At 72.2% G+C, this 23226-nt stretch carries 22 protein-coding genes; 11 read left to right on the top strand and 11 right to left on the bottom strand.

The window, feature by feature from the left end; genetic code table 11:
- Complete coding sequence (locus AC4F3Q_RS06085) at nucleotides 1-831, top strand: pentapeptide repeat-containing protein (protein ID WP_491039179.1); 831 nt, start codon at nucleotides 1-3, stop codon at nucleotides 829-831.
- 24 nt (nucleotides 832-855) lie between these two features.
- Here the strand turns inward: AC4F3Q_RS06085 and AC4F3Q_RS06080 are convergent, their stop codons facing one another.
- A complete protein-coding gene (locus AC4F3Q_RS06080) occupies nucleotides 856-1626 on the bottom strand; it encodes a hypothetical protein (protein WP_491039178.1) in 771 nt (256 codons plus the stop codon).
- Between the two features lie 163 nt (nucleotides 1627-1789).
- On the opposite strand from AC4F3Q_RS06080, the gene AC4F3Q_RS06075 reads away from it, so the two are divergent.
- The 3 genes from AC4F3Q_RS06075 to AC4F3Q_RS06065 all read left to right on the top strand — a co-directional run bounded on the left by AC4F3Q_RS06075 (nucleotide 1790) and on the right by AC4F3Q_RS06065 (nucleotide 4557).
- Nucleotides 1790-2098 carry a hypothetical protein gene (locus tag AC4F3Q_RS06075; RefSeq protein WP_491039177.1) on the top strand — a complete coding sequence of 103 codons (309 nt, stop codon included), beginning with the start codon at nucleotides 1790-1792 and terminating at the stop codon, nucleotides 2096-2098.
- A gap of 61 nt (nucleotides 2099-2159) precedes the next feature.
- Nucleotides 2160-3413 (top strand): MFS transporter, encoded by a 1254-nt coding sequence (locus AC4F3Q_RS06070; RefSeq protein ID WP_491039176.1) that lies wholly within the window; start codon nucleotides 2160-2162, stop codon nucleotides 3411-3413.
- A 163-nt stretch (nucleotides 3414-3576) separates the two neighbouring features.
- Entirely contained in the window at nucleotides 3577-4557 is a 981-nt protein-coding gene (locus tag AC4F3Q_RS06065; protein ID WP_491039175.1) for a glycerate kinase, read from the top strand.
- 195 nt (nucleotides 4558-4752) lie between these two features.
- Here the strand turns inward: AC4F3Q_RS06065 and gtfA are convergent, their stop codons facing one another.
- Entirely contained in the window at nucleotides 4753-6237 is a 1485-nt protein-coding gene (gtfA, locus tag AC4F3Q_RS06060; RefSeq protein ID WP_491039174.1) for a sucrose phosphorylase, read from the bottom strand.
- A gap of 93 nt (nucleotides 6238-6330) precedes the next feature.
- On the opposite strand from gtfA, the gene AC4F3Q_RS06055 reads away from it, so the two are divergent.
- Nucleotides 6331-7362, top strand: a complete 1032-nt coding sequence (locus AC4F3Q_RS06055) for a LacI family DNA-binding transcriptional regulator (RefSeq protein WP_491039173.1) — start codon at nucleotides 6331-6333, stop codon at nucleotides 7360-7362.
- 107 nt (nucleotides 7363-7469) lie between these two features.
- On the opposite strand, the gene AC4F3Q_RS06050 is transcribed toward AC4F3Q_RS06055, so the two are convergent.
- The 3 genes from AC4F3Q_RS06050 to AC4F3Q_RS06040 form a co-directional block, all read right to left on the bottom strand.
- Nucleotides 7470-8186 (bottom strand): hypothetical protein, encoded by a 717-nt coding sequence (locus AC4F3Q_RS06050; protein WP_491039172.1) that lies wholly within the window; start codon nucleotides 8184-8186, stop codon nucleotides 7470-7472.
- A gap of 154 nt (nucleotides 8187-8340) precedes the next feature.
- Nucleotides 8341-9084: a hypothetical protein gene (locus AC4F3Q_RS06045; protein WP_491039171.1), complete on the bottom strand. Its 744-nt coding sequence runs from the start codon at nucleotides 9082-9084 to the stop codon at nucleotides 8341-8343.
- A 60-nt stretch (nucleotides 9085-9144) separates the two neighbouring features.
- Nucleotides 9145-9666 carry an ASCH domain-containing protein gene (locus AC4F3Q_RS06040; protein WP_491039170.1) on the bottom strand — a complete coding sequence of 174 codons (522 nt, stop codon included), beginning with the start codon at nucleotides 9664-9666 and terminating at the stop codon, nucleotides 9145-9147.
- A 62-nt stretch (nucleotides 9667-9728) separates the two neighbouring features.
- Between AC4F3Q_RS06040 and AC4F3Q_RS06035 the strand changes: the two genes are divergently transcribed.
- The 4 genes from AC4F3Q_RS06035 to AC4F3Q_RS06020 all read left to right on the top strand — a co-directional run bounded on the left by AC4F3Q_RS06035 (nucleotide 9729) and on the right by AC4F3Q_RS06020 (nucleotide 16102).
- Nucleotides 9729-10622, top strand: a complete 894-nt coding sequence (locus AC4F3Q_RS06035; RefSeq protein WP_491039169.1) for an EamA family transporter — start codon at nucleotides 9729-9731, stop codon at nucleotides 10620-10622.
- A 412-nt stretch (nucleotides 10623-11034) separates the two neighbouring features.
- Entirely contained in the window at nucleotides 11035-13314 is a 2280-nt protein-coding gene (locus AC4F3Q_RS06030) for an exo-beta-d-1,3/1,6-glucosidase (RefSeq protein WP_491039168.1), read from the top strand.
- Nucleotides 13315-13544: 230 nt separating this feature from the next.
- Nucleotides 13545-15326 (top strand): hypothetical protein, encoded by a 1782-nt coding sequence (locus AC4F3Q_RS06025; RefSeq protein WP_491039167.1) that lies wholly within the window; start codon nucleotides 13545-13547, stop codon nucleotides 15324-15326.
- Between the two features lie 71 nt (nucleotides 15327-15397).
- The gene (locus AC4F3Q_RS06020) at nucleotides 15398-16102 is read left to right on the top strand and encodes a DNA alkylation repair protein (protein ID WP_491039166.1); all 705 of its coding nucleotides are present in this window, start codon (nucleotides 15398-15400) and stop codon (nucleotides 16100-16102) included.
- A gap of 60 nt (nucleotides 16103-16162) precedes the next feature.
- Here the strand turns inward: AC4F3Q_RS06020 and AC4F3Q_RS06015 are convergent, their stop codons facing one another.
- Entirely contained in the window at nucleotides 16163-16525 is a 363-nt protein-coding gene (locus AC4F3Q_RS06015; protein WP_491039165.1) for a winged helix-turn-helix transcriptional regulator, read from the bottom strand.
- 105 nt (nucleotides 16526-16630) lie between these two features.
- On the opposite strand from AC4F3Q_RS06015, the gene AC4F3Q_RS06010 reads away from it, so the two are divergent.
- The gene (locus AC4F3Q_RS06010) at nucleotides 16631-17275 is read left to right on the top strand and encodes an NAD(P)-dependent oxidoreductase (RefSeq protein ID WP_491039164.1); all 645 of its coding nucleotides are present in this window, start codon (nucleotides 16631-16633) and stop codon (nucleotides 17273-17275) included.
- 198 nt (nucleotides 17276-17473) lie between these two features.
- On the opposite strand, the gene AC4F3Q_RS06005 is transcribed toward AC4F3Q_RS06010, so the two are convergent.
- Both AC4F3Q_RS06005 and AC4F3Q_RS06000 read right to left on the bottom strand, forming a co-directional pair.
- Nucleotides 17474-18133: a pentapeptide repeat-containing protein gene (locus AC4F3Q_RS06005; RefSeq protein ID WP_491039163.1), complete on the bottom strand. Its 660-nt coding sequence runs from the start codon at nucleotides 18131-18133 to the stop codon at nucleotides 17474-17476.
- 31 nt (nucleotides 18134-18164) lie between these two features.
- Entirely contained in the window at nucleotides 18165-18749 is a 585-nt protein-coding gene (locus tag AC4F3Q_RS06000; protein ID WP_491039162.1) for a TetR/AcrR family transcriptional regulator, read from the bottom strand.
- Between the two features lie 134 nt (nucleotides 18750-18883).
- Here AC4F3Q_RS06000 and AC4F3Q_RS05995 point away from each other — a divergent pair, with 134 nt between their 5' ends.
- Nucleotides 18884-19858 carry an NAD-dependent epimerase/dehydratase family protein gene (locus AC4F3Q_RS05995; RefSeq protein ID WP_491039161.1) on the top strand — a complete coding sequence of 325 codons (975 nt, stop codon included), beginning with the start codon at nucleotides 18884-18886 and terminating at the stop codon, nucleotides 19856-19858.
- Nucleotides 19859-19936: 78 nt separating this feature from the next.
- On the opposite strand, the gene AC4F3Q_RS05990 is transcribed toward AC4F3Q_RS05995, so the two are convergent.
- The 3 genes from AC4F3Q_RS05990 to AC4F3Q_RS05980 are packed head-to-tail and all read right to left on the bottom strand — an operon-like array spanning nucleotide 19937 to nucleotide 23216.
- Complete coding sequence (locus AC4F3Q_RS05990; RefSeq protein ID WP_491039160.1) at nucleotides 19937-21958, bottom strand: FtsX-like permease family protein; 2022 nt, start codon at nucleotides 21956-21958, stop codon at nucleotides 19937-19939.
- Nucleotides 21955-22647 (bottom strand): ABC transporter ATP-binding protein, encoded by a 693-nt coding sequence (locus tag AC4F3Q_RS05985; RefSeq protein WP_491039159.1) that lies wholly within the window; start codon nucleotides 22645-22647, stop codon nucleotides 21955-21957. The genes AC4F3Q_RS05990 and AC4F3Q_RS05985 overlap by 4 nt, the downstream gene beginning before the upstream one ends.
- On the bottom strand, nucleotides 22644-23216 hold the full coding sequence (locus AC4F3Q_RS05980; RefSeq protein WP_491039158.1) for a PadR family transcriptional regulator: 573 nt from the start codon (nucleotides 23214-23216) through the stop codon (nucleotides 22644-22646). The genes AC4F3Q_RS05985 and AC4F3Q_RS05980 overlap by 4 nt, the downstream gene beginning before the upstream one ends.
- Nucleotides 23217-23226: the final 10 nt, after the last annotated feature.

Below are 23226 nucleotides of genomic sequence, written 5' to 3'. Positions count from 1 at the left end.
GTGACCCCTCCCGACCGTGAACGGCTCGACGCGCGCACAGACCTGCGTGCCGACTGCGCCGCCTGCCTGGCGCTCTGCTGCGTCGCGCTCGACCTGTCCCGCTCGTCGGACTTCCCTGTCGACAAGCCAGCCGGCACCCCGTGCGGCCACCTCGACGCCACCGTGTGCGGCATCCATGACCGGCTGCGCCCCTCGGGATACGCCGGCTGCGTCGCCTACGACTGCTACGGCGCCGGGCAACGCATCACCGCCCTGCATCCCGGCCGCAGCTGGCGCACCGACCCTGCCGCCGCGGGCGCGATGTTCGCGCTGCTCCCCCGCCTCAGGCACGTCCACGAGCTGCTCCGGCTCCTCCTCGAGGCTGCCGAGCTGGGGTTCCCGAGCGCCGCGCTCGACCGCGCGATCGAGCGGTCCGAGCAGCTCGCCCACGCGCTGCCTGCTGAGATCCTCGCGGCCGACGCCGGAGCGCACCACGACTCGGTCGTCGCCGTCCTGCGGCACGTCAGCGACGAGGTGCGCGCGGCCCACGCGGGCGACCGCGCGCCGTCGGACCTTGCGGGTGCCGACCTCGTCGGTGCCGACCTGCGCCGGGCCGACCTCTTCGCGGGCAACCTCCGCGGCGCCGTGGCGGTGGGGGCGGACCTGCGCGGTGCCGACCTGCGCTGGGCGGACCTCACGGGGGCTGACCTGCGCGGTGCACGCCTCCACGGCGCGGACCTCAGCCAGACGCTGTTCTGCAGCCAGGCTCAGCTCGAGGCCGCTACCGGCGACGCGCTGACCAAGATCCCCGGGCGGCTCCGCCGGCCGGCCCACTGGACCGCGGCACGCTGAGCACGTCGCGCGACGGGCGCGGCGTCAGCGCGGGTCGGGGATCTCGACGGGCTCGCCCCAGCGGGAGAAGGTCTGCGTCGTCGTCGCAGACATGCCCGCCATCGATGCCGTCGCGACGGACTCGACGCCGAGGAAGTCCTCGTCGACCGTGAACCAGACGTCGCTCATCGACGACCCGGCGAACGTGAACGTGTCCGTGCAGTCGTAGCGGGTCTGCACGCCGTCACTGCCCTTCGTCGACCACGTGTCGCACGTGCCGAGGTAGGTCTTGATCATGAGCGGGTCGCTGAAGACGCGGGCGAGGCCGATCGCGGCGTCGACGAGCTGGTCGCCGCTGCCCTCCTGGACCCAGGTGCCGGCCTGGAGGAACCAGCCGGTCTTCTCCTCGAGGATCAGTCCGAGCCCGCCATCGACGCCGCCGGTGACGTAGGCGCTGTACTTCGGGTCGAACCGGAACACGACGGTGCTCGTGCTCGTCCCGTCCTCGACGACCATCTGTCCGGTGCCGGCGGCGGTCATGGCGTCGACGACGCACGTGCCGAGGGCCGTGCCGGCAACGTCCGCGCCTGCGGCGGTCGAGACGTCGGTGCACGAGTCGGGCGTTTGCGCGGGGGCGGGAGCAGTCTCGGTCGGTGCAGGCTCAGCCGGCTCGGAGGTCTTCGCGGGTGCCGCGCCGCTGCTCGACGACGTCGCGGGGGCGGGTGCGGGTGCGGCGGGGTCGTCGGACGAGCAGGCTGCCAGGCTCGTCGCGAGTACGGCCGTGAGGGTGAGGGAGGTGATGGTCTTGGCATTCACGTCTCAGAACGTAACAAAGAGTGGGGTCGGTGCAGATGAGACGTATCGCTGCAGATCAGAGCCGCCCGTCTAGGACCTCGGTCCTGACTCTGCCGAGAGTGATACATGACACTTCCGCCGCGTGGGCTTGACTCTTTCTTTACTCGCCTTCATGCTGTTGCCCATGACGATCACGACAAGCCTCGACGGACGTACCCACGCCCGGGCCTCCTATGTTCGTCGGCCCGCACCCGCCACGAACCCGTTCGTGAGCCTCCGCCTCGCCGACGGCGGGGCCCCCCACGGCGCACTCTCCGGCGCCGTCCGCCACGCGATCGAGGAGCACGGCAGCCTCACGCCGAGCCAGCGCCTCGCCCTCACCGCCCCCTCCGACCTCCCGCGCCTGTACACCCCAGCCGAGGCCGCACTGCTGATCGACGCCCTGGCCACCGCCGGCGCGTCCGTCACCGTCGTCGCGCCGCACACCTTCTGAGCCGCGCCGCCACCACGAGCACCCCGCGCGCCGCACCGGCTCGCGGTGACACACTGCGCTCGTGGCCATCGCACCTGACCAGCCCGAGACCGCGCACGCCCAACGCCGCACCCTGAACGTCCTCGTCGGCGCCCAGCTCCTCTCCGGGGCCGGGCTCGCCGCGGGCACCACGGTGGGGGCGCTGCTCGCCCAAGACCTGCTCGGCTCGACCGCGCTGTCCGGCCTGCCCACCGCCCTCTTCGCGGCGGGCGGGGCGCTCGCCGCCGCCGCCGTCGGGCGGGTGTCCCAGCTGCGCGGGCGCCGCCCCGGCCTCGCGCTCGGCTACCTCGCCGGCGCGCTCGGCGCGGTCGGCGTCATCGTCGCCGCCGTGCTCGGGTCCGCCGTGCTGCTCCTCGCCTCCCTGTTCGTGTACGGCGCGGGCAACGCGACCAACCTCCAGGCGCGCTACGCGGGCGCCGACCTCGCAGCTCCCACCAACCGCGGCCGAGCCGTCTCGACGGTCCTCGTCGCGACGACTCTCGGCGCGGTCGCCGGCCCCAACCTCGTCGGGGTGATGGGCGACGTCGCAGACACCCTCTCCATCCCGCGCCTCGCCGGCCCCTTCCTGCTCGCTGCGGTCGCGTACGGCGCCGCAGCCGCGATCCTCGCCGTCGCGCTGCGGCCCGACCCGCTGCTGCTCGCCCGCGAGCACGCGGCGACGGCACCCGTGCAGCCCGAGCCGGGCGACGACGTCAGCGGCGGTGACAGCGCGCCGGGGTCCGCGCCGGGCGTACGCCTCGGCGCGACCACCATGATCGTCACGCAGATCGTCATGGCAGCGATCATGACGATGACGCCGATCCACATGAAGGCGCACGGTCACGGGCTCGGCGCGACCGGGCTGGTCATCGCGATCCACATCGGCGCGATGTACCTCCCGTCACCGCTGTCGGGCTGGCTCGTCGACCGGCTCGGGTCACGCGTCGTCGCGGGTCTGGCCGGGCTGACGCTGCTCGCGGCGAGCTTCGTCGCGTGGCTCGCCCCCGAGTCGTCGGTACCGTGGCTCGCGTTCGCCCTCGGGCTGCTCGGCCTCGGATGGAGCCTGGGCCTCGTCGCCGGGACGACGGCGGTCGCCGAGAACCTCCCGCTCGACCGTCGCGCGCGCACGCAGGGGTCGGTCGACGTCCTCGTGTCGCTCGCCGGGGCCGGCGCGGGAGTGCTGTCCGGGGTCGTCGTGTCGACGTGGAGCTACGGCACGCTGTGCGTGCTCGGCGGTGTCGTCGCGGTCCTGCTCGTCGCGGCGCTCGCCCTCGTCCGGGCCCGGCCGCAGCGGTAGTTGCGGTCGGGTCGCCCGGCGTGAGGTAGGCCCTTCCGCGCGAGGTAGGCCCGTGGAGCGCGCTGTCTCGCGTGCCAGGCCCTACCTCAGCGATCCGGCGCGGCGGGGGGCAGCGTTGCGGCGCGGAGGCAGGGCATCGTTGCGGCGGGGCACGATGGGACCTGTGCACATCCTGATCTGCCCCGACAAGTTCAAGGGGACCGCGACCGCTCCGGAGGTCGCCGCCGCGATCGCCGCTGTCTGCGCGGAGCGCGGCCACACGACCGAGCTGCTGCCCCTCGCGGACGGCGGCGACGGCACGCTCGACGTCCTCGGCGGCCCGAACCGCACGACGACGGTGACCGGTCCGCTCGGCGCGCCAGTCACGGCGGGCTGGCGGCTCGAGGACGGCACGGCCGTGATCGAGTCTGCGCGAGCGTCCGGCCTCGCGCTGCTCGCCGGGCAGCGGCTGCGGCCGCTCGACGCGACGAGCCAGGGAACGGGCCAGCTCGTGCGTGCCGCGCTGGACGACGGCGCGACGCGCATCGTCGTCACGGTCGGCGGCTCTGCCATGACGGACGGCGGCGCCCCGGCCCTCGACGCCATCGGTGCGCTCCCGGCAGGCGTGACGCTCGAGGTCGCGTACGACGTCACCACGCGCTTCGAGGACGCGGCCCGCGAGTTCGGTCCGCAGAAGGGCGCGACACCCGAGCAGGTCGACACGCTCACGCGTCGTCTCGCGGCGCTGCGACGGCTCTACGAGCGGCGGTTCGGGGTGGACGTCGGCGCGATCCCGGGATCGGGGGCGGCGGGTGGCCTCGCGGGCGGGCTCGCGGCGCTCGGCGCCCGCCTCGTGCCGGGCTTCGACCTCGTCGCGGACGTCGTCGGGCTCGACGCCGCGATCGCCCGTGCCGACCTCGTGATCACCGGTGAGGGTCTGCTGGACGCGACGTCGTTCGCGGGGAAGGTCGTGGGCGGGGTCGCCGACCGGGCGCGCGCCGCGGGCGCGCCCGTCGCCGCCGTCGTCGGGGACCTCGCGCCGGGGGCCGTCACTCCGTTCGCGGTCGCGAGCCTCGTGGAGACGTGCGGCCGCGAGCGCGCTCTGGCCGACACGGGTGCGGCGGTCGGCGAGGCAACCGCACGCCTCCTCGAGCCACGGGCGTGACGGTCTGCCTCGTCGGGCACAGACCGCCTGTACCGGGCGCCTCCCGCTGCCCGTCGTGCGACCTGCTGCGGGTGCGAGACAGGGCCCCGCGCGCGAAGGAGGGGCTCGCCTGCGAGGTAGGGCCCCGGAAGGCGCTGTCTCGCGTGCCATCCCCTACCTGGGCGGCCCCGGCTCGGGAGACCGTCCAGGCCAGGCTCAGCCGAGAACCGACGTCCAGGTCCGCGGCGCGGGCCCGGCGACCTCGACGTCCGCCTCGCCCGTGGCGAGGTCGACGCGCAGGGTCGCGACGGCGTCGGGCACCTCGACGCCGCGGCGCACCATCGTCAGGACGCTGCCGTCGAGGCTCGCCTCGACGTCGCCGTCGAACGCGGGGACCTCGTTGCGCAGGCGGAACAGGTCGAGCTGGGCGCGCACGACCGGACGCTCGAGCGCCGCGTCGATCTCGGCGGGGGTGAAGTGGTGCCGGTTGATGTCCCGCCCGACACCCGTGCGCTCGAGGAGCTCGACGTCGTTGCCGCCCGCGAGCGCGCCGACGTAGTAGACCTGCGGCACGCCGGGCGTGAACACCTGGATGGCGCGGGCCGCGAGGTACCGGCGGTCATCGCCGCCGAGGGCGTCGTAGAACGTCGAGTTGACCTGGTACAGGTCGAGGTTCGACGCCGCGGCGCCGGTCGCGAGGCGGCTCGTGCCGCGCGTGTGCTCGTGGATGCCCTCGACGAGCTGGTCGATCTGGGCGGCGTCGAGCAGGCCGGGGCGCGGGGCCTCGCCGGGGCGCACGGTCTGGTCGGGGCCGACGTCGATCACGCCGATGCCGTCGTGCGTGTCGAGGACGGTCACGGCGTTGCGGGGGCGGATGCGCATCCACTCGGCGAGGACGGAGCCGTCGCCCGTATACAGGGCGTGCAGCACGAGGGGCGGCAGGGCGAAGTCGTAGACGAGGTCGACGGACCGGCCGATCTCGATCTGCCGCTGGTAGTACGAGTGCACCTCGACGAGGACCTCGACGCCCTTGGCGCGGGCCTCGGCGGTGAACTCTTCGATGAACGTGAACGTCTCGGGGGTCATGAAGCTCGTCGTGCCGGGCGTCTTGACGGCGTAGCCGACGGCGTCGAGCCGCACGAGGCTCACGCCGGCGGCGGCGACGGCGTCGAGGATGCTCGTGAGGTAGGCGCGGCCCTGCTCGGAGCGGATGTCGATGTCGACCTGCTGCGGCGTGAACGTCGTCCACACGAAGCGCAGCTCGTCGCCGAGGCGCATCGCGGTGAAGGGCAGGCCGGGGCGGGGGCGGTAGATGCGCGCGAGCTCGGCCTCGGTCGCGCCGTCGGGGAAGACGGACGACATGGTGAGGAACATGGGGAAATGCTGGGACGCCGTGCCGTGGCGCAGCACGTCCTGGAACGCAGCGGAGTCGGCGGAGACGTGGTTGACGATGAGGTCGACGACGGTGTCGTGCGTCTGGGAGAGGTCGCGGACGTCGTCCCACGAGCCGAGGCGGGGGTCGACGGCGGTGTGGTCCACGGGGTCGAAGCCCGCGTCGGCGCCGTCGAACGGCGTGAAGAAGGGCAGGAGGTGCACGCCGCCGAACGCTCCTGCGAAGCGTTCGCGCAGGATGCGCGCGGTGCCGGCGAGGTCGCCGCCGAGGCGGTCGGCGTAGGTGATGAGCTGGACCTGGTTCTTCATGTTCCCAGCATGGATCGGAAGCGCTTCCGACGTCAAGGGGCGATCCGCCGGAAGCGCTTTCTTTTGAGCCCGCTCCAGGCATACGATCGGCACATGTCCTCTGGAAGCACGCCGAGCCTCAACGACGTCGCCCAGGCCGCCGGAGTCTCCCTCGCGACCGCGTCGCGCGCGCTCAACGGCGCCTACGGCGTCGCCGCGTCGACCCGCGCCCGCGTCCTCGAAGCAGCGAGCGAGCTCGACTACGTCGCCTCCCCCGAGGCGCAGCGCCTCGCGGGCGGCGCCGCCCGCCGTGTCGCGCTCGTCGTCCCGCACATCAACCGGTGGTTCTTCGGCGAGATGGTCTCCGGGATCGAGCGCGTGCTGTCCCGCGCCAACATGGACCTCCTGCTGTACCACGTCGACGGTCCCGAGGACCGAGCCACGTTCCTCACCCGGCTGCCCGCGCGCCGCAAGGTCGACGCCGTCATCGCCGTCGCCTTCCCCGTCGACGCCGCAGAGCAGAAGCGCCTCGAGCTGCTCGGCGTCCAGGTGGTCGCCGCAGGCGGTCAGACGGCGGACTACCCGAACGTCCACATCGACGACTCCGCCGCGGGACGGCAAGCCGTCCAGCACCTGCTGGACCTCGGCCACCGGCGCATCGCCATGATCGCTGGCACCGACCCGCACCACCCCGACTGGCCCGACGCGTCCGGCCGGTCACGCGCCTGGCACGAGGCGCTGCGCGACGCCGGCGTCGCCGCCGACGGCAACCTCGTCCGGAACATCACCTGGGTCGGCACGGAAGCGGCCGCAGCGATGGACTCGATCCTCGACGGCTGCGCCGAGCGGGGCGACCCCATGCCCACCGCGGTCTTCGCGCACAGCGACGAGCTCGCCTACGGCGCGACCCAGGCGATCGTCCGGCGCGGCCTGCGCATCCCGGAGGACATCTCGATCGTCGGCATCGACGACCATCCCGTCTCGTCGTTCGTCGACCTCACGACCGTCAACCAGCAGGTCGCCCTGCAGGGCGAGCTTGCCGCGCAGCTTCTCCTCGACACCCTCGCGGGCCGGCCCACAGAGCACGAGACCGTCGTCGAGACGTCGCTCGTCGTGCGCGGCTCGACGGCGCCGCCCACCCGCTGAGCGCGGACCGACGGTCCGGTCGCTGACCGGGGCCTCGGACACGACGAACGCCTAGGTCCGGCGCCGGACGACGAGGGCCGGGCGCCTCAGCGCCCGGCCCTGTCACATCACTCAGCGGCGATCTTCACCGTCTGCACGGACTTCTTGGTCTTGATCTTCGACCAGACCTTCGTCTTGGTCTTGACGGTGACCTTCAGCGAGTCGACGGGGATGACATAGGACTCCTGCGACGTGGTGCGCATGAGGTCCTCGAAGGCGATGCCGTTGCCGCGAAGGTCGGCGCCGTACCAGGCGCCGTCGTTCTCGTCGTAGCCGAAGAGGACGTTCGAGAACTTGACGGTGCCCTTGGTCTTCGGGTCGGTGCACGCGACGTCGGCCATGTGCGTGAGCATCTCGACCGGCTTGATCTTCTCGACGTCGGACGCCTTGCACATCATCGGCGCCATGCCGTCGGTGAGCGGGACCGTGACCTTCTTCGTCGTGGTCTTCGTGGTCCACGTCTTGTACGTGACGGTCGTCTTGACCTTGTAGACGCCCGTGCCGAGCTTCGCGGACTTCTTGTTCTTCGCGACAGCCTTGCCCGCCTTGGTCACGGTGACGGTCGTCGAGAGGATCTTGACGTTGCCCTTGGCCCTGACGACCGGCTTGACCGTCGCCTTCTTGCCCTTGACGACCGACTTCTTCGCGATCTTGCCGATCGAGACGGTGGGCTTGACGTCGGCTGCGCCGGCAGGCGCGGCAGCGACGGCTGCGCCGGCGAGGATGAGCGCGGAGGTCGCGACGGTGGCGACGATCCTGCGCGCGCCGGAGGTGATGACTGACATGGTGCTTCTCCTTGGTGGTGGTGCCCGGATCCGGCGCGGCTCGGGCCCCTCAGATCCCCCCGGACGCACCGCTGCTCACCTATCGGCACCTCGGGCGTCGAGCATGAGCCTGGAGACGCGCGAGCCTGTGCGAGCAAGCCGGGGTCCCTGCAGGTCACCGGGGCCGGACGGTCACCCACTGCACCTTCTGCTTGGTCTTCTCGTACGACCAGTCCTTGACGGTGCGCGTCGTCCTGGTGGAGACGAAGGCCTTGAGCTCGTCCCTCGGGGCGACGATCGTGTCCTGCGCGCCCTTGGCCCACAGGTTCGCCAGCGCGAACCCGTCGCCCTGCAGGCCGTGACCGATCCAGATCCCCTGGTCCTTCGAGAACCACAGGTCGACGGGCCCATACGTGACCGTGCCGCGGGTCACCGGATCAACACACTCCAACGAAGCGCGATGCGTCGGGTCGCGGTGCGTGTACTCGAAGCTCACGATCCCGCCGACCGTGCACCGCAACGTCGCGGCGCCCTGCGTCAACGGGACTGTCACGGTCTTCAGCCTGACATCCGTGACCTTCCGCGGCCGCCATGTCTTGTACGTGATGAGGGTCGTGATCTTGTACTTACCGGCGGGGAGCTTGACCGACCTCTTGTAGCGGTGGAGGAAGTGGCGGTTCTTCACGACGTGCAGCTGCGCGCGGACGACCTTGACGTTGCCCTTGGTCTTGTAGACCGGCTTGATCGTCGCGGTCTTGCCGCGAGTGACGCTCTTGTTCTTGATCGTTCCGATCGTGATGGTGGGCTTCGGGTCGGCAGCGTGGGCGGGCGCGGCGGCCGTGGCCGCACCTACCAGGAGGAGCGCTGCGGTCGCGACGACGGCCACAGCCCTACGTGCGCCCGAGATCGTGCATGCCACCGCGTGCCCCCTGGTCGTGCTCGACATGGACGGCCTGGTCAGCGGCCGCGCAGGAGCACTTTAGCGGTCGGCGGCAGTAGCAGGCCAAACCACCTCGAAGCGCTCGAGGACGACGGGCGTCGCGTCCGTGAACACCTCGCCACGAGACGCGCAGATGCGTGTCCAGTAGCGACGGTGGACGTCGCGCCACTCGTCGAGTGTGCCGTCGCCCTCCGCGGCAGCGAACGACTCGTCGGCGGTCCAGATCGTGCCGAGGCGGAGGCCCAGGGTTCGCAGGACGTAGCGGGGCTTGCCGTCGCCGTCGCACACGACCCAGTGCGCGCCGACGCGCGGCAGCGGCACACCGCGCTGGAGGAACGTGTCGACGAGGTCCGACGTCGCGCGCTTGTGGCGCGTCTCGATCCACCCGGCGATCTCGGTCGCATAGTCGGCCGTGTCGGCGAACCGGTCGACCTCCCACTCGGGGTGCTCGGCGACCACGTCGGGGTGGGCCGCGGCGTACTCCTCCCAGAGGGCGCGCGCGGCAGCCATGTCGAAGGGTGCGGCGGGCCTGGTGGCGGCGTCGCTCGTGTGGGCGCTCACATCCACATGATCTCTCGACTGCCGGGTCCTGACATGTCCACCTCGGGTGAGACAGTGGTCACGTGCCGTCCGCCCGTCCGTCGTCCGTCCCCGCGCTGGGGCTCGTGCTCGGCTCGTGCGTGTCTCTCCAGCTCGGCGCCGCGGGCGCTGCCCACCTGTTCGACGACGTGTCCCCCGCCGGGGTGTCGTTCCTGCGGCTCGCGGTGGCCGCCGTCGTGCTGGGGGTGCTGTTCCGGCCGCGCGTGCGCGGATGGACAGCGGCGCAGTGGCGCGCCGCGGTCGTGTTCGGGGTGACGCTCGCGGCGATGAACGGCATGTTCTACGAGGCGATCGCGCGGATCCCGCTCGGGGTCGCGGTGACGATCGAGTTCGTGGGGCCGCTCGCGCTGTCAGCGGTGCTGACGCGCCGGGCGAGGGACCTGGTGTGGGTCGCCACGGCGGCTGCCGGGGTCGCGGTGCTGGGTCTGTCGTCGGACGACGTCGGCGGCCGGCTCGACCCGTGGGGCGTCGCGTTCGCGCTCGGCGCGGGAGCGTTCTGGGCGGCGTACATCCTCGCGAGCTCGCGCGTGGCGCGGACTGTGCCGGGGCAGGGTGGTCTCGTGGTCGCGGTGGCGGTCGCGGCGGTCGCGCTCGCGCCGTTCGGCGCGGCAGACGCGGTCGTTGTGCGCCATGACGCGTCGCTGCTTCTGCTCGCGGTCGTCACGGGCCTGCTGGCGTCGGTCGTGCCGTACACGCTCGAGCTCGCCGCGCTGCGGCGCCTGTCGCCACGACCGTTCGGGATCATGCTGAGCCTCGAGCCTGCGGTCGCGATGCTGTTCGGGTGGCTGCTGCTGAGCCAGGCGGTCGACGCCCTGCACGTGGTGGCGGCCGGGGCGGTCATCGCGGCGAGCCTCGGGTCGGCGGTGACGGCGCCGGAGCCGCCTCGACCGGCCGGTCCGCCCGCCCCGGCTCCCTGAGTCCAGGACCCGGGTGCGGATCGTGGCCCTGGCCCTGGCCCTGAGCCACCCCGCCGATCGCCCCGATCCACACCTCACGCGTGCACCCGGGCTATCGGTGCACGGAGCGGCCACGCACCCTCCCCCTCCGCCCGGCCGATCGCCCCGATCCACACCTCACGCGTGCACCCGGGCTATCGGTGCACGGAGCGGCCACGCACCCTCCCCCTCCGCCCGGCCGATCGCCCCGATCCACACCTCACGCGTGCACCCGGGCTATCGGTCAGCGCGGGGCGACGGAGAGCCGCTGGTCAGGGCCCGTGGCCTTGTCGGAACGATTCGACTATGCTCGCCTGTGCAAGTGTGGGAGCGCTGCCACACCCACCCCGGGCCCCCGCCCGAGACGCCGACGCCGCCGTGAGAGGACCCTCCCGTGACCCTGCCCTACCTCGACCCGACCCTCCCGGTCCCCGACCGCGTCGCGGACCTCCTCGGACGCATGACGCTCCCCGAGAAGGTCGGCCAGATGCTCCAGCTCGACGCGAGCTACGGCGTCCGCCACCTCATCGAGGAGAAGCACGTCGGCTCGATCCTGCACACGTCGCCCGAGCTGGTCCGCGAAGCCCACGAGGTCACCGAGACCACGCGCCTGCGCATCCCGCTCCTCATCGCCGAGGACTGCATCCACGGCCACTCCTTCTTCAAGGGCACGACGATCTTCCCCACCCAGCTCGGCATGGCCGCGTCCTGGGACCCCGAGCTCGTCGAGCGCGCCGCCCGCATCACCGCCGTCGAGGCCGCTGCGACCGGCATCCACTGGACCTTCTCCCCGGTCCTGTGCATCGCCCGCGACCTGCGCTGGGGCCGCGTCTCCGAGACGTTCGGCGAGGACCCGTTCCTCATCGGCGAGCTCGCGTCCGCGATGGTCCGCGGCTACCAGGGTGCCGGCCTCGACGACCCGACGGCGATCCTCGCGACCGCCAAGCACTTCGCCGCGTACTCCGAGACGCAGGGCGGTCGCGACGCGAGCGAGGCCGACGTCTCCCGCCGCAAGATGCGCTCCTGGTTCCTGCCGCCGTTCGAGCGCGTCGCCCGCGAGGGCTGCCGCACGTTCATGCTCGGCTACCAGTCGACCGACGGCGTGCCGATCACCCTCAACGACTGGCTGCTCAACGACGTGCTGCGCGGCGAGTGGGGCTACACGGGCACCCTCATCACGGACTGGGACAACGTGGGCCGCCTCATCTGGGAGCAGCACCTCATGCCCGACCACACGCACGCCGCCGCGGCGGCCGTGAAGGCCGGCAACGACATGATCATGACGACGCCCGGCTTCTTCGAGGGTGCGCAGGACGCCGTCGCCCGCGGCATGCTCGACGAGGCGCTCGTCGACGCCGCAGCCGCGCGCATCCTCACGCTCAAGTTCGAGCTCGGCCTCTTCGAGGACCCGCGCAAGCCCGACGACGCCCGCCAGCAGGCGGTCATCGGCACGGCCGAGCACACCGCCGCGAACCTCGACGTCGCGCGCCGCTCGATCACGCTGCTGACGAACGACGGCGTGCTGCCGTTCGCGGGCGGCTTCACCGCCGGGCCCGACGCCCGCGCGACCGGGGGCGACGCGACGCCGCGCCGCATCGCCGTCGTCGGCCCGAACGCCGACGACCCGCACACGACGCTCGGCGACTGGGCCGGCGCGTCCGGCCAGGCGCCCTGGCTCATGGACGGGCACCCGCGCGAGATGGTCACGACCGTCCTCGACGGGCTGCGCAACCACGTTCCCGCCGACTGGGAGGTCACCTACTCGCGCGGCGCGGACATCATCACGCTCGCCGACGACCCGGACGGCGCGTTCTTCCCCGACGGGCAGCCGCGACCGAAGGTCGCCGCGCCGACCGGGCCGGACGAGGCGCTCATCGCCGAGGCCGTCGCGGCCGCGCAGGACGCCGACTACGTCGTCGCCGTCGTCGGTGACCGCATCGAGCTCGTCGGTGAGTGCAAGTCGACTGCGACGCTCGAGCTGCTCGGCGGGCAGGTCGCCATGCTCGAGGCGCTCGCCGCGACCGGCAAGCCGCTGGTCGTCGTGCTCCTCGCGTCCAAGCCGCACGTGCTGCCGCAGGTCGTGCTCGACGCCGCCGCGTTCGTCTGGGCGGCCAACCCTGGCATGCAGGGCGGGCGGGCGCTCGCCGAGATCCTGCTCGGCATCACCGAGCCGTCGGGTCGCCTGCCGATCTCGTTCGCGGTGCACGTCGGCCAGCAGCCGACGTACTACAACCAGCTGCGCGGCCAGCACGGCTCGCGGTACGCCGACCTCACGCAGCGCACAGCGTTCGCGTTCGGCGAGGGCCTGACGTACACGACCGTCGAGTATGCGGACCTCACCCTCGCGGAGTCCGCGCTCAGCGCGGACGGCACCGTGCGCGGCACCGTCACCCTCACGAACACGGGCACGCGCCCGGCGCGCGAGGTCGTGCAGGTCTACGTGAGCGACGTCGTCACGTCCGCGAGCTGGGCCGACCAGGAACTCAAGACGTACCGCGTCGTCGAGCTTGCGCCCGGGGAGACGCGCGTCGTCGACGTCGAGCTGCATGTCGCGGAGTGCACGATCGTCAACGCCGCGGGCGACCGCGTCGTCGAGCCGGGCGACTTCGAGCTGCGCGTCGGCCCGAGCTCCCGCACGGAGACCTTCCTCAAGGCGCCCTTCACGGTCGCCTGACCCAGGCACCCCGCCTCGGCGCGCTTCCTCCGGGCGCGCCGAGGCAGGGGGTTCCTGCTGAGGTCGGGACTGCCCGTGAGGTAGAGCCCCGGTGGCCTGGTCTCGCGTGCGAGCCCCTCGGGGTCCGCGCGCACGTTGTACCCGGCCGGGCCGGATCGCTACTGTTCGCATCACGTCAGTCGGCCTCCACGATCCGCCCGGATCCGCCGCGGCGACGCCCGAGGAGAACGATGTCGTCTACCCCCACGTACCGCCGCGCGCGGACCGCGATCCTCGCCGCGCTCGCAGCCCTCTCCCTCGCGTGGGCGCCCGTGCCCGCCGCGCTCGCCGAGGACGTCGTCCCGTCGGTCGTCACCGGCCGCCTCGTCGACCTCGACGGCCCCGTGGCGGACGCGTACCTCGAGCTCGACTCCGAGGACCCCGACGCGTACACGTGGTCCGAGGCGGACGGGACGTTCACCATCGAGACGCTCGACGTCGGGCCCGCGACCGTGTACATCGACTCGGAGGACCACCGCCTCACGACGCGGGCGGTCAACCTTGCGGGTACCGTGGACCTCGGCTCGATCACGCTCACACAGATCCCCCGCCTCGTGGTGACGGTGACGACGACGACGGGCGATCCCGTACCCAACGCCGGGCTCGTGGTGACGTTCGGGCACACACCCCGGTGGGTCAGCACCGACGAGGACGGCGTCTACCGCTCGGACGAGCTCACGGTCGGCGACAGAGTCCACGTCGGGTTATCCGGCGACACCTGGGCGTACGACGTAGACGCGGGATCCGTGACGGTCACCGCAGACCGCCCCCGCACCCAGGTCAGCGTGAATGCGCACCGAGCGGCCTCGGTCGTGATGGAGGTCCAGACCGCCGACGGGACACCGGTCGAGCTGCCGAATCTCTTCGCCGAACGGATCGACGGCGGCCCCACACCCAGCACCACCTTCACGACCGGTCCCGGGACCGCAGTGGTGCGGCGGCTGCTGCCGGGCACGTACACGCTCTGGACGTCTGCCGATCTCTTCGACACGGCTCTCGGGACCGTGACGGTAGCCGAGGGCGAGAACGTGAACCTCGGGGTCAAGAAGGTCCGCTTCTACACCGCGACCGACAAGCACCGCCCCGTGATCGGCAGCCCCGAGCTCGTCGGGGGTTCGCGCTCCTACGACACCGAGAGGTTGGGGTTCCTCGCCGCCACGCTGACCGACTTTGACGAGAAGAGCGCGCGCGAGATCAAGGTCGACCTGCTCGACGCGCGCGGGACGGTGGTCCGTGCGGCCCACGTCGAGGACGGCCGCATCTACGCCCTCGTGGACAACACCCCAGGCACGTACTCGGGCTACCGATTCAAGCTCCGGGCGGACGGTCACCACCACGAGGCGGTCTCCCCCGTCTCGCGCACGTTCACGATCTCCAAGCGCCCGTCACGACTCACTGGGCTCAGGCTGAGCAGCGCAAAGACCCGTTGGGGAGTCCGGCCGACCATCTATGCGACCTACACGGGAGCGCTCAGCGGGACCTTGCAGCTCCTGGCCGACGGGAAGGTCGTGACCAGCCTCCTCGCGGGAACCGGTTCGACGTCCTCGACAGGCACGCAGAAGATCGACTTCCTCGTTCCGACCCTCGCCGTCGGCAAGCACAAGCTGACGATCCGGTACGCCGGAACCGCCTACGACGCGCCTGCCACGACGACGAGCGCCACGATCACCGTCACGAAGGCGGTCTCGAAGACCAAGGTCAGCGGCGAGCGCTTCGCGAAGGGCAGCCGCCCGACGGTCACCCTCACCGTCCCGCGCCTCAAGGACGGTCCGGACATCACCGGCAAGGTGCACGTCTACGTCGGCAAGAAGCGGGTCCGCACGATCAAGATCAAGGCGACCCGGCACGCGGAGTACACGGTGAAGCTGCCGGTGCGCCCGAAGTCCTCGATCAAGGTCCGCGCGGTCTACTCGGGCACGAAGAACATCAAGGGCTCGACCTCCAAGACGATCACCCTCAGGCCGCGCGGCTGACCGCGTCCCTGCGCGCCGTCAGGAGTGCGACGGCACTCGCATCCACGCTCCAGAAGGGCGAGGATCGACGCATGACGCCGCAAGCCACCACGACGGTGACCGTCGCCGAGGTCCAGGCGGAGCTCGCCGCGCTCGAGGACCCGAGGATCAGCGCGATCAACGAGCGGCACGGTGACGAGCACGGCGTGAACCTGACGAAGTTGCGGGCGATCGCGACACGGCTCAAGACGCAGCACGAGCTCGCGCTCGAGCTGTGGGCGACCGGCGACGCCGCCGCACGGCTCGTCGCGATCCTGATCAGTCGCCCGAAGGCTTTCTCCGCAGCCGAGCTCGACACGATGATGCGCGCGGCCCGGGTGCCGAAGGTGCTCGACTGGCTGCTCAGCTACGTCGTCAAGAAGAGCCACCACGCCGAGGATCTGCGCGTGGCGTGGTTCGACGACGCGGACCCCGTCGTCGCGGCCGCCGCCTGGGCGCTGACGTCGGTCCGGGTCGCGACGAAGCCCGAGGGGCTCGACCTGCCCGGCCTGCTCGACCTGGTCGAGAGGCACATGAAGGACGCCCCGGAGCGCCTCCAGTGGGCGATGAACGAGTGCCTCGCGACGATCGGCATCCACCACCCCGAGCTCCGCGAGCGTGCCGTCGCGATCGGGGAACGCCTCGAGGTGCTCAAGGACTACCCGACAGCGCCCGGGTGCGTCTCACCGTTCGCGCCGATCTGGATCGACGAGATGGTCCGCCGTCAGGCTTCCCCGAAGGCCACCTCGCCGACGTAGGTGCACACGTGCATCCCCGAGGACCCGAGGATCAGAGCGGTGGGAACCCACGCCACCCCACTAGGGTGCCGCGTCGAACTCTTCGCGGGCGACGACGATCCGGTCCATGTGGTCGACCGCCCATGCCGTGAGCGCGCTGAGCGGACCGAGGAGCGAGCGTCCGGCGTCGGTCAGCTCGTAGTCGACGCGCGGGGGGACGACGGCGTGGACCGTGCGGCGCACGAGGCCGTCGCGCTCGAGGGAGCGGAGCGTCTGGGTGAGCATCTTCTGCGAGATGCCGTCGACGTCGCGCGCGAGCTCGCCGAACCGGCGCGGTCCGTCCGCGAGCGCTCCGACGAGGAGGACGGTCCAGCGGTCGCCGATGCGGTCGAGGACGACGCGCGACGGGCAGTCCCGCGCGTAGGGGTCCCAGGGCTGTGTCATGGTCGCTCCTCGGTTACCGGAAAGTGCGTACTTTCGCGTGGAGAGTGACTCTCCTATGGTGAGGATAACCCCGGCGCGCAGCGCCCACCAGACCCAGGAGGACCCATGACCCGCATCACCGTGCTCGGCGGAACCGGCTACACCGGCGGCAACATCGTCCGCGAGGCTGCCGCCCGCGGTCACGAGGTGACGTCCATCAGCCGCACCCTCCCCGAGGACCAGGTCGACGGCGTCACGTACCGCACCGGCGATGCGCTCGACGCCGACACCCTCGCGCACGTCGCCGACGGGGCCGACGTCGTCGTGCACTCCCTCGCCCCCCGCGGCCCTCTCGCGGACACCTTCCAGGACGTGGTTCTCGCCGCTGCTGCGGCCACCGCGCAGGCCGGCGCCCGCTTCGGGATCATCGGCGGCGCCGGTTCGCTGCACGTCGTCGAGGGCGGGCCCCTGCTCGTCGACGGCCCCGAGTTCCCGGAGGCGTTCCGCGCCGAGGCGCGGACCATGGTGGGCGTCCTCGACGCCCTGCGCGACTCGGCCGAGGACCTCGACTGGTTCATGGTCAGCCCGGCCGCCGGCTACGGCTCCTACGCCCCCGGCGAGCGCACCGGGTCGTACCGCGTCGGCGGTGACGTCCTGCTCGCCGACGACGCCGGCACGTCCTTCATCTCGGGCGAGGACTTCGCGATCGCGGTCGTCGACGAGATCGAGCGTCCGGCCCACCGCCGCGCCCGCTTCACGGTCGCCTCCTGACCGACCGCCGTCGCCGGCCCGAGCGGGGTCGCCGAGGTAGGCCCGGGCCCGCGAGGTAGGCCCCATCGCTCGAGGTAGGGCCGTCCATGGCCCTACCTCGCGTGCACCCACCTACCTCGACGCAAGGCCGGGTGAGGGCAGGCCGGGCACGTAGTTCCGCCTGACGGCCAGACCGTCGCCCCGCACGCCGGTGTCGCGTCACTCGACGCGCAGGCCGATCTCGCGTGCGAGCAGCGGTGCGAGGCGGACGAGCTGGTGCCCGTCGATCGTCGCTCCGCGCAGGGACGCGACGCCGTCGATACCGTCGAGCTCCGCACCGCGGAGGTCGACGTCGGTGAGCGTCGCGTCCCGCACGTCGAGCCGGCCGACCGTCGTGTCGGCGAACGCGACCCGGTCGAGCTTCGCCTGCACGAGGTCGAGCTCGTCGATCGTGCAGTCGGTGAACAGGACGTCGCGCAGGTGCGCGCCGCGCAGGTTCACGTAGCCGAGCTTGCAGCCGACGACGTGGACCGAGCGCCACGAGGTGTCGTACAGCTCGGACGCGCCGAGGCGCCCGCCCTCGAGGACGACGTCGTGCCACGAGCCGCGAGCACCCCGCAGCACGGGGATGTTGGGCCGCTCGATGCGCGTCTCGAGGAGCCGCGCGGAGCGCAGCTCCGCCTCCCCTGCCGCGAGCGCGACGACGCGAGACTCGCGGATCGTCACTCCGGTGAGGTCGAGGCTCTCGACGGTCACGCCCTCGATCTCGAGCCCCTCGATGTCGTCCCCGCTCAGCAGCTCTGCCGCACCACCGGGCTCGAGGTGGCCGAGGGTGAGAGGACTGAGGTGCGGGGCGACGACGTCGCGCTTCGGAGGCATGGACCGATTCTCCCGCGCGACGCCCGAGCACCTAGGACGGCGAGGCCGGGTAGTCGACAGCCAGTGCACCACGGCGCAGTCCCGCGAGGGCGATCGTCACGGCGCGGTCGATGGCGATCGTCAGCTCGGCCCCGTCGTAGGACGCGAGGACGCCCTCGATCATCGTCAGGACGAGCTGGACGTCGTCGACCGTCACGGACGGGTCGACCTCGCCGCGGCGCTGCGCGGCGGCGAGCGGCGCCGCGAGGACTGCCGCGAAGCGCGCGCCGAGCGCGAGCAGGGCGTCGGCAGCCTCGGGCGTCGAGCGCAAGAGCGGGAAGAGTCCGGCCAGGCGGCTCTGGCCTGCGACGATGCGTCGCACGACGAGCTCGAGCGGGCAGTCGTCCCCGCCGTTCGCGGCAACGAACGCCACGACGTCGTCGATGTGCTGGTGGTAGACGGCAGCCGCGAGGAGGTGCCGTTCCGGGAAGTGTCGATGGAGGGTCGCGCGCCCGACCCCCGCCTCGCTCGCCACCTCTGCGAGCGGCGCTGCGGCACCGCGCTCGGAGAACACGCGCGCGGCGGCGGCGACGAGAGCGGCACGGTTGCGGACGACGTCGCGTCTCTCGGTGGGCACACCTGAGTGTAGGAGGGCCCGGACGACCGGGGTCGGGGGACGTTCTTCCCACGCGAGGGGCGTCGCGCGCTCGAATACTGGAACCAAGAAACGGGCACCAATGCCCGTTTCACGGCACACCCGGAGGAGATCCCATGAGCAAGGTCCTCGTCGTCGGAGGCTCGGGCCTCCTCGGCTTCCACTCGATCCTCGAGCTCGTCACCCGCGGCCACGACGTCACCTCGCTGTCGCTGCCCATGGACCAGGTCGACGTCGAGTTCCCCGCCGGTGTGACGACCCTCTGGCGCGACGTCAGCGCCATGACCGACGCCGAGCTAGCCTCGCTGCTCGAAGGCATGGACGCCGTCATGTACGCCGCCGGGGCTGACGAGCGCGTGGTGCCCGCCGCGCCGTCGGGTCGCTTCTTCTACGAGGCCAACGTCCTGCCGACGCAGCGCCTCGCCCGCCTCGCCCGCGAGGCCGGCGTCAGTCGCTTCGTGCTCTTCGGCTCCTACACCGCCGAGTTCGCGGACCGCTTCCCCGACCTGGGCTACCGCGAGCAGCAGGGCTACCCGCGCGCCCGCCTCGCGCAGGAGGAGATGGCGATCTTCGAGGGCGCAGGTGCGATGGACGTCATGGTGCTGCGCCTCCCGTACATCTTCGGCATCGTGGGCCAGCGCAGGCCGCTGTGGCAGTTCATCGTCGACGGCGCGCGGCGCCCCGCTCCCGTCGCGGTCCTCGGAGGGTCGACGTCGTCCGTCACCGTCCGTCAGGTCGCCCAGGCCGCGGTCGGCGCGATGGAGAACGGGCGCCACGGCGCCCGCTACCCGATCAACGGCTACGACCTCACGTACGCGGAGCTCAGCCGCCTCGCCTGCGAGGCGATCGCACGAGACCCCGAGGACGTCGTCGTCGTGCCGCTCGACGCCATGCTGCCGTACGGCGAGCAGGCGGACGCCGCGTGCGCCGCCGAGGGCACCGAGCACGGTATCCACGTCGTCGACTCGATGCGGTTCCAGGACCGCGCAGCGACGAGCCCCATCGAGCCGACGGCGTCCGAACTGGGCATCGAGCCCGACGACGTCGTCGCCGCGATCCGCGAGACCATGCGGTGGTGCGTCGAGCACTGAGCCGGGTCGCCGGCCCGGGCCGGGTAGCACCCTTCTCCGCGTGTCGTGCCGGCCCCCTGCACCGGCACGACACGCGCCTCACTCCTCGCGGAGGAGCTCTGGGGTGAGCCGGGTCGTCGCGGCAGGCAGCGTGAGGAGCGGCACGAGGGTGACGACACCGGCGACGACGCCGAGGAAGAGCGGCACCCCCGCGCCGATCACACCAAGCCCCGTGCCGGTCGACCAGGCGACCGCCCCCACGAGGATCAAGCCGCAGCCGGCAGCGAGGACGATTCCGGCCCCCAGCGGCAGGAGCACCTGCACGGCCTGCGCGGCGAGGAGGGTCCGCGGCGGCACACCGACGGCGACGAGCCTGGCCACCGTGCGACGACGCTCCTGCTGACGGTCGAATGCCGCGAGCACGATCCCCAGGCACCCGAGGCCGACGAACCACGCGACGAACGTGAGCAGCAGCGAACGCTGCGCCTGCACGGACGCGTACGTCTCGAGGTCGGGCAGGTGTGCGGCGACACCGAGCGTCGCGAGCTCGTCCGCGACCTCCTGCGCTGCCTCGGGGCCGCCGTGCGCGAACAGCGTGGCCATCATGACGGGCGGTGGATCCGCCCCCAGGAGCGCGGTCGGCACGAAGAGGCCGAACGGCACGGGACCGATGCTCCCCCCACCGCCGACGACACCCTCCCATAGCTCGCCCGTCGCGTCGGCGTCAGCCACGATCGGGTCGTCGGAGACGTCGACGGTGATGGCGCCCTGATCCTCGATGCTCACGTGGCTCATGAGCGTGACCGATGTGTCGGCAGCCCTCTCGTGGCCTCGCCCGACGATGTGCGCCGCCCGGTCATCCCGGCACCCCGTCACCACGACGAGGCGAGCGAGCTGCTCGCACGTGCCGACGAACACCTCGCTGCCCTGGACGGGCAGCCCGTCGTCATCCAGCCGCATGTAGGACGGCGCGACAGCCAGGACCCGCGGCAACGCCGTCGCAGCCCTGACGTCCCCCGCCGTCAGGCCGTGCGGACGCCCGACCTCCGAGACGGCCGCGCTCTCGTCATCCTCGACCGCACCCTCCACCTCGAGCAGGAGACTGATCGGCCCACCGTCCGCCGCGAGCTTCTCGAGCCGGTACTGCTCGTCGTACGTCAGCGCTCCGAGGTAGCCCGCCGCACACGTCGTCAACAGCACGACCACCGACACGCTCGCCACGACGCGCGAGACCGACGTCGGCTCCGTCTGCATCCCCCGACCTGCAAGGACCGCGGCCGTGCGGCGGGTGCCCACGAGGATCCCCGCGCACCACGACGCGACGAGCGACGGCACATAGGCGGAGCCCACGCCGAGCAGTACCACGCAGACAGCGATCACGAACCCGACCGGGACGTCCGACTCCTGGATCTGGGCGAGACGTACCGCTCCCCCCACAACGGCGCCATCAGGCTCCAGCGTCTTGACGGTCCCGGGCATGCCCGCCGCGAGCCACGCGGTGAGCGCGAGTCCCGCGCCGAGCGGCGCGAGCGCCCACGGCAACGGCAGACGACGCGTGCTCGCGGCCCGCCGAGCAAGAGGGGAGGACGCGAGCCGCCACGTCCCGGCCACAGACGCGAGGCCCGCGGTCGCAACGAGCACGACAACGACCCCTGCGGCGACTGATGGAGTGACACGGAACGGCTCGGGCAACCCGTGATAGGTGCCAGCGACCGTGTACCGCCACCCTGCACTCAGAGGTGCCACGGGGATCGCGAGGAGCACGCCCACGACCGCACCCGCCGCAGCCAGCAGGCCGGCTTCGAGCGCGCCGACGGTGCGCGTCCGCGCGGGAGTGAGCCCGAGGACCCGCAGAGAGGCGAGCCGCCGGTCACGCGTCGCGGCAGACAACCGGCCGACCGTGACGAGCAGGATGACAAGGGGCAGGAGCACGACACCCGTCCCGGCGGCGAGCACGAGGCGCGCGGAACCGGAGGTGGTGTCGGTCAGGACGGCGCCCTGCAGAGCCGCGGCGAGCGCGAGCACGAACCCACCCAGGACGTTCGCGCCGAGCTGCGCGCCTACCCGCAGCCGCCCTCCCGCCCGGGCCAGCCGCCAGGCGAGGTCGACGAGGGATGTCATCGCGGGTCGCCGATGTATGCGGCCTGGTCGACGCTGCGACCGTCTCGCACGAGCACGTCACGGCTCGCGTACGACGCGACGCGCAGGTCGTGCGTGACGAGGACGACGGCGGTGCCCTGGTCGCGCGCCGCATCGACGAACGCTTCGAGCACGAGCTCACCCGTGAGCGTGTCGAGCGCGCCGGTCGGCTCGTCGGCGAGGACCACGGGCGGTGCGTGCACGAGCGCGCGGGCGACCGCCGCCCGCTGGGCCTGTCCCCCCGACACCTCGGAGAGGCGACGGTCAGCCTCACCGGCGACCCCGAGCCGGTCGAGTGCCTCGAGCGCGCGGGCCCGGGCTGGTCGCGCGCTCACGCCCGTGAGGCGCAACGGCAGCTCGACGTTCTCGACGACGGTGAGCTCCGGGACGAGCTCGCCGTGCTGGAAGACGAAGCCGAGCTGCCGCAGCCGGACGTCGGAGCGCTGCCGCTCCGACATCGTGTCGATCCGTGCGCCTGCGATCTCGACGGTGCCAGCGTCCGGACGCAGGAGACCGGCGAGGAGGTGCAGGAGTGTGGACTTGCCCGAGCCGGACGGTCCCATGATCGCGACGATCTCCCCGGGTGCGACGGCGACGCTCGCGTCGACGAGCGCGGTCGTCGCGCCGAAAGCCTTGGCGAGGTGGGTTCCTGTGAGGACGGGCGTGGTCATCGGTCGTCCTCGGTGCTCGTCCTGGCCGTCACGGTCGGGTTCGCCGCGCTGCCGCGGACCTGTTCCGCGAGCGTCTCGAGGCGCGTGCCTGCGAGCTCGATCCAGCGGAGGTCGGCCTCGAGGTGGGCGATCTCGTAGTCGGCGGCCAGCCGGTCGACGACGTCGCCGTCGCGCCGGGCGGCGGTGAGCTCGCGCATGCGTCCGAGGTAGGCGCGGCGCTGGGTGTCGAGGACGTCGTCGGCGGCGCGGCCTGCGACGAGGGCGAGGACGACTTTCGTGAAGAGCTCCGAGGGCCTGCCCGTGGGGACGTGCGGCGAGCTCAGCCAGGCGTCGAGCTCGCCAGCGCCTGCGGGGGTGATCGCGTAGACCTTCCGATCGGCGCCGTCGCCGTGCTCGATGCCCACTCCGCCAGCGAGGCCGTCGCGCTCGAGCCGCGCGAGCGTGGCGTAGACCTGGCCGTACTTGAGCTCCCTGCCGTGACCGAGCAGTTCGTCGTACCGACGCTTGAGGACGAACCCGTGCGTCGGGCCGCTGTCCAGGAAGGCGAGGATTGCCATCGGAACTGTCATGACCAGGAGA

This window comes from Flavimobilis sp. BM9 (assembly GCF_058313055.1).
Note: the sequence above shows the minus strand (reverse complement) of the source record. Positions and strands in the feature narration are given on the sequence as shown.